The organism is Pseudomonas sp. PS02290, assembly GCF_029960075.1.
In the GTDB taxonomy this organism is placed as follows: Bacteria; Pseudomonadota; Gammaproteobacteria; order Pseudomonadales; family Pseudomonadaceae; genus Aquipseudomonas.
On the sequence record NZ_JASCOY010000188.1, the window covers coordinates 1 to 4,165 of the forward strand.

General features: G+C 61.9%; 4 protein-coding genes. 1 reads left to right on the forward strand and 3 read right to left on the reverse strand.

Going from position 1 to position 4,165, the window contains the following annotated elements; all coding sequences use genetic code 11:
- Window positions 1-130 precede the first annotated feature (130 nt).
- Both QMX88_RS28955 and QMX88_RS28960 read right to left on the reverse strand, forming a co-directional pair.
- On the reverse strand, window positions 131-976 hold the full coding sequence (locus tag QMX88_RS28955) for a fumarylacetoacetate hydrolase family protein (protein WP_282373673.1): 846 nt from the start codon (window positions 974-976) through the stop codon (window positions 131-133).
- Between the two features lie 65 nt (window positions 977-1,041).
- Window positions 1,042-1,782, reverse strand: a complete 741-nt coding sequence (locus tag QMX88_RS28960) for an SDR family oxidoreductase (protein WP_133771737.1) — start codon at window positions 1,780-1,782, stop codon at window positions 1,042-1,044.
- Window positions 1,783-2,026: 244 nt separating this feature from the next.
- Here QMX88_RS28960 and QMX88_RS28965 point away from each other — a divergent pair, with 244 nt between their 5' ends.
- A complete protein-coding gene (locus QMX88_RS28965; RefSeq protein ID WP_282373675.1) occupies window positions 2,027-2,788 on the forward strand; it encodes a FadR/GntR family transcriptional regulator in 762 nt (253 codons plus the stop codon).
- Window positions 2,789-3,120: 332 nt separating this feature from the next.
- Here QMX88_RS28965 and QMX88_RS28970 read toward each other — a convergent pair whose 3' ends face one another.
- The gene (locus tag QMX88_RS28970) at window positions 3,121-3,954 is read right to left on the reverse strand and encodes an oxidoreductase (RefSeq protein ID WP_282373677.1); all 834 of its coding nucleotides are present in this window, start codon (window positions 3,952-3,954) and stop codon (window positions 3,121-3,123) included.
- Between the last annotated feature and the right edge of the window lie 211 nt (window positions 3,955-4,165).

The following is a 4,165-nucleotide window of genomic DNA, read 5'->3' on the forward strand; positions in this document are numbered from 1 at the left end:
TGCTCTCAAGTCCATGCAGAACCTGTGGGAGCGAGCTTGCTCGCGAAGCCTTTACTCCTGATGAATATGCAGGGAATGCACTGGCCTCTTCGCGAGCAAGCTCGCTCCCACAGGAATGGTGTTTGCTGCATCAGGCGTCGACCGTCAGCTGCTGCTGTTCACCCAGCCCTTCAATCCCCAGACGCATGGTCTGGCCGGCGCGCAGGAACACCGGCTCCGGCTTGATGCCCAGGCCTACGCCCGGCGGTGTACCGGTGGAAATCACGTCGCCCGGTTGCAGGCTCATGAACTGGCTCAGGTAGCTCACCAGCTTGGGGATCTGGAAAATCATCGTGCGCGTGTTGCCGTTCTGATAGCGCTTCCCGTCGACTTCCAGCCACAGGTTGAGCTGGTGCGGGTCGGCGATTTCATCGCGGGTCACCAGCCACGGGCCGATCGGGCCGAAAGTGTCGCAGCCCTTGCCCTTGTCCCAGGTGCCGCCGCGCTCGATCTGGAATTCCCGCTCGGACACGTCGTTGATCACGCAATACCCCGCCACGTGCTCCAGCGCATCGGCTTCGTCGATGTAGCGACCGCCCTTGCCGATCACCACGCCCAGTTCGACTTCCCAGTCGGTCTTCTTCGAGTTGCGCGGGATTTCCACGTTGTCGTTGGGGCCGACGATGGCGCTGGTCCACTTGTTGAAAATGATCGGTTCTTTCGGAATGTCCGCCCCGGTTTCTGCGGCGTGGTCGGCGTAGTTCAGGCCGATGCAGATGAACTTGCCGATCTTGCCCACGCACGGGCCGAGGCGCGGATTGCCCTCAACCAGCGGCAGGCTGCTGATGTCTTGGGACTGCAAATGGGCAATGCTTTCCGGGCTCAGTGCGGTGCCCGACAGGTCACCGATGAGATCGGTCAGATCGCGAATGCGGCCGTCGCTGTCCAGCAGGCCAGGGCGTTCTTGACCGGGTTCGCCGTAACGCAGCAATTTCATGGGGTGTCCTCTAATGGTGAGTGATCAGAATTCGGTGTGGGTATTGGTGAAGGTCGTGAACAGGCTCAGTTGCTCCAGCCGCCATCGATGATCTGCGCCGTGCCGGTGGTAAAGCCGCTGGCCGACGAGCCAAGGTACAGCGCCAGTTGGGCGATTTCCTCGGGGGTGCCCAGGCGCCCCATGGGCTGGCGCGCTTCAAATGCCGCGTACACCTCGGCCTCTTCGCGTCCCTCGCGCGCCGCCTGATCAGCCACCCGCTGACGCAAGGAAGGGGATTCCACGGTGCCGGGGCAAATGCAGTTGCAGCGGATGTTCTGCCCGACGAAGTCGGCAGCGACCGAACGGGTGATGCCGATCACGGCGGCCTTGCTGGCGCAGTAGGCGAAGCGGTTGGGCACGCCCTTGATGGCCGAGGCCACCGACGACATATTGATGATCGAGCCGCCACCGTTGGCCAGCATGGCTGGCAGAAACGCGCGGATCATCTTGTACATCGCGGTGACGTTGAGATCGAAGGCGAAGCGCCAGTCGTCGTCGGAGCATTCGAGGATGTTGCCGCTGTGCACCACGCCCGCGCAGTTGAACAGCACGTCCAGCGCGCCCACTTCGGCGGCCAGTCGTTCGATAGCGGCGTGATCGGTGACGTCGAGCACACGCTTGTGCACGCCCTGCAGGTGGTCCAGCGCTGCGCCGTTGATGTCCACGGCGAAGACTTCCGCGCCGGCCTTCAGATAAGCCTCGACGCTGGCTTGACCGATGCCCTGGGCGGCGGCCGTGATGAGCACTCGCTTACCGGTGAGGTCCATGTTGATCCCTTGTTTTTATTGTTGAGACGACCTGACTGGCCATGCTGCCGTCGAGGTCTGCTGATCGAACCGGGCAGCGCGTCATGAGATTTGAAGCACGCCGAACCCCGACGGGTTTTGCTATGCTCCGCTCACTGCAGCGCGCCAATGGTCAGGCCATTGGTCCTGTTTTTAGCACTAGTCATGGACTGCAACAAGGCCATTTTTCGATCCAGTGTGCTGTAAAATTCCGAGCCGATTCCCGATGCCAATCCAAGTAATTGATAACCAGAGACTTTATCGCCAGATCGCCGATCAGCTCCGCGCGCTGATCGACAGCGGCGAATTTCCACCGGGCAGCCGCCTGCCGGCCGAACGTGAATTGGCAAAAATGCTGGGGGTGAGCAGGGCGTCGGTGCGCGAGGCGATGATTGCCCTTGAGGTGATCGGGCTGGTGGATGTGCGCGTGGGCAATGGCGTGCTGGTCTGTGAGCCGCCCGTGCAGAAGCTGTCCGATGAACCGGTGATGACCCAGGTCACCCGCGATCAGTGGAAAGACGTCGACCCCGAGCTGGGCATCGAGGTGGATTTCAGCGCGGAGATTCCGCCGTTTGCCTTGCTCCAGGCGCGGCGGTTGATCGAACCGGAAGCGGCGGCGCTGGCCGCTCAGAACGCCAGCGATGAAGAACTTGAAGCCATCCGCGAGGCCTTCGAACGCAACGCCCGCGACAACCGCGAGCATTCCCACACCCACCCCGGCGATCGCCTGTTCCACATCCGCATCGCCCAGGCCTCCGGCAATCCGGCTTATGGGCTGATGATCAAACACCTGCTCGGGCATCAGTACGGCAGCATGTTCCAGCGTTTGCAGGCGCACTACACCTCCGACGACATGCCGTTTCGCTCCGAACACGAACACCGCCTGATCCTCGACGCCCTGCAAAATCGAGATGCAGACGCTGCGAGACAGGCGATGGCGGGCCATCTGGATGAAGTCATCCGCATCTTTAGCCGCGGCGGGGTTTAGCTCGTAAAGCGGGAACACAGCAGATGTCGCTGTTAACGGAGAACTTGTGAGAGCGAGCTTGCTCGCGAATGCTGGCTTCCAGCCGATAAAGATGCAGTGGCTGGACCGGCGTCTTCGTGAGCAAGCTCACTCCCACAGGTCCTCTGTATGACTCGAAATCTCAAGTCAGCCGCGGTCTCGTGGGAGCGAGCTTGCTCGCGAATGCTGACTTCCAGCCGATAAAGATGCACTGGCTGGACCGGCGCTTTCGTGAGCAAGCTCACTCCCACAGGGGCCGCATCGTGGCCTGCATCCCACACATCAACTCCATCTTCCGAACTGCCAGCGAAGCCTCACCCATCCGTCGAACGCGACACCTCTTCCCATTCCGCAAACTCGGCTTCCAGCTGGGCCAGCTTTTCCCGCACCAGCTTCAACGCATCGCTGCCCAGCAGCAGATGCGCCGGCGGGTTGGGGCTATCAATCAACTTGAGCATCGCATCGGCAGCCTTGACCGGATCCCCCGGCTGTTTGCCGCTGCGTTCTTCGCGGGCCTTGCGGATCGGGTCGAAGCTGGCGTCGTAGTCGGCAATCTGCCGCGCGGTACGCTGCATCGAACGGCCGGCCCAATCCGTGCGGAACGACCCCGGTGCCACCGCGGTGACGAACACATTGAACGGCTTCAGCTCCTTGCCCAGGGATTCAGAAATGCCTTCCAGGGCGAATTTGCTGCCGTGGTAGTAGGAAATCCCCGGCATCGTGATGAAGCCGCCCATGGAGGTGACGTTGAGGATGTGCCCGCTGCGGCGCTGACGGAACAGCGGCACGAAAGCCTTGATGATCGCCACCGCGCCGAACACGTTGACGTCGAACTGCCGACGCAAGTCCTCCAGCGGCGACTCTTCCAGAATGCCCTCGTGGCCATAGCCGGCGTTGTTGACCAGCACGTCGATGGGCCCGAACGCGTTGTCGGCATCGGCGACCACGCGGTCGATGGCGTCGAAGTCGGTGACGTCCAGCAACACGCCGTGGGCGCGACCGGTTGCCTGGGCTTCAAATGCCTGCACGGCGTCTTCATTGCGCAGCGTGCCGATCACGGTATGACCCGCCGCCAGCGCCTGCTGCGCCAACGCCTGGCCGAAGCCGCTGCTGACACCGGTGATGAACAGGGTTTTGGTTTTGCTCATTGTGCGTTTCCTCATGAGGCCTAAGCCGTTGATGGCAGGCCCCCATGGTAGGAACCCTGCGCGCCAAGCCGATGACCCAGTTCTACGCGATGATTGCCTGATCCTGTTCTGGCTGGATGCCACGATGGCTGCTGCCGATCCCTGTAGGAGTGGGCTTGCTCGCGATCACGGTGTGTCAGTCAACTCACCTGCAACTGACACGCCGCAATCG

Excerpts from the sequence above, each read along its gene's own strand:
- QMX88_RS28955 (WP_282373673.1), bottom strand. The coding sequence starts at position 976 with ATGAAATTGCTGCGTTACGGCGAACCCGGTCAAGAACGCCCTGGCCTG.
- QMX88_RS28960 (WP_133771737.1), bottom strand. The coding sequence starts at position 1,782 with ATGGACCTCACCGGTAAGCGAGTGCTCATCACGGCCGCCGCCCAGGGC.
- QMX88_RS28965 (WP_282373675.1), top strand. The coding sequence starts at position 2,027 with ATGCCAATCCAAGTAATTGATAACCAGAGACTTTATCGCCAGATCGCC.
- QMX88_RS28970 (WP_282373677.1), bottom strand. The coding sequence starts at position 3,954 with ATGAGCAAAACCAAAACCCTGTTCATCACCGGTGTCAGCAGCGGCTTC.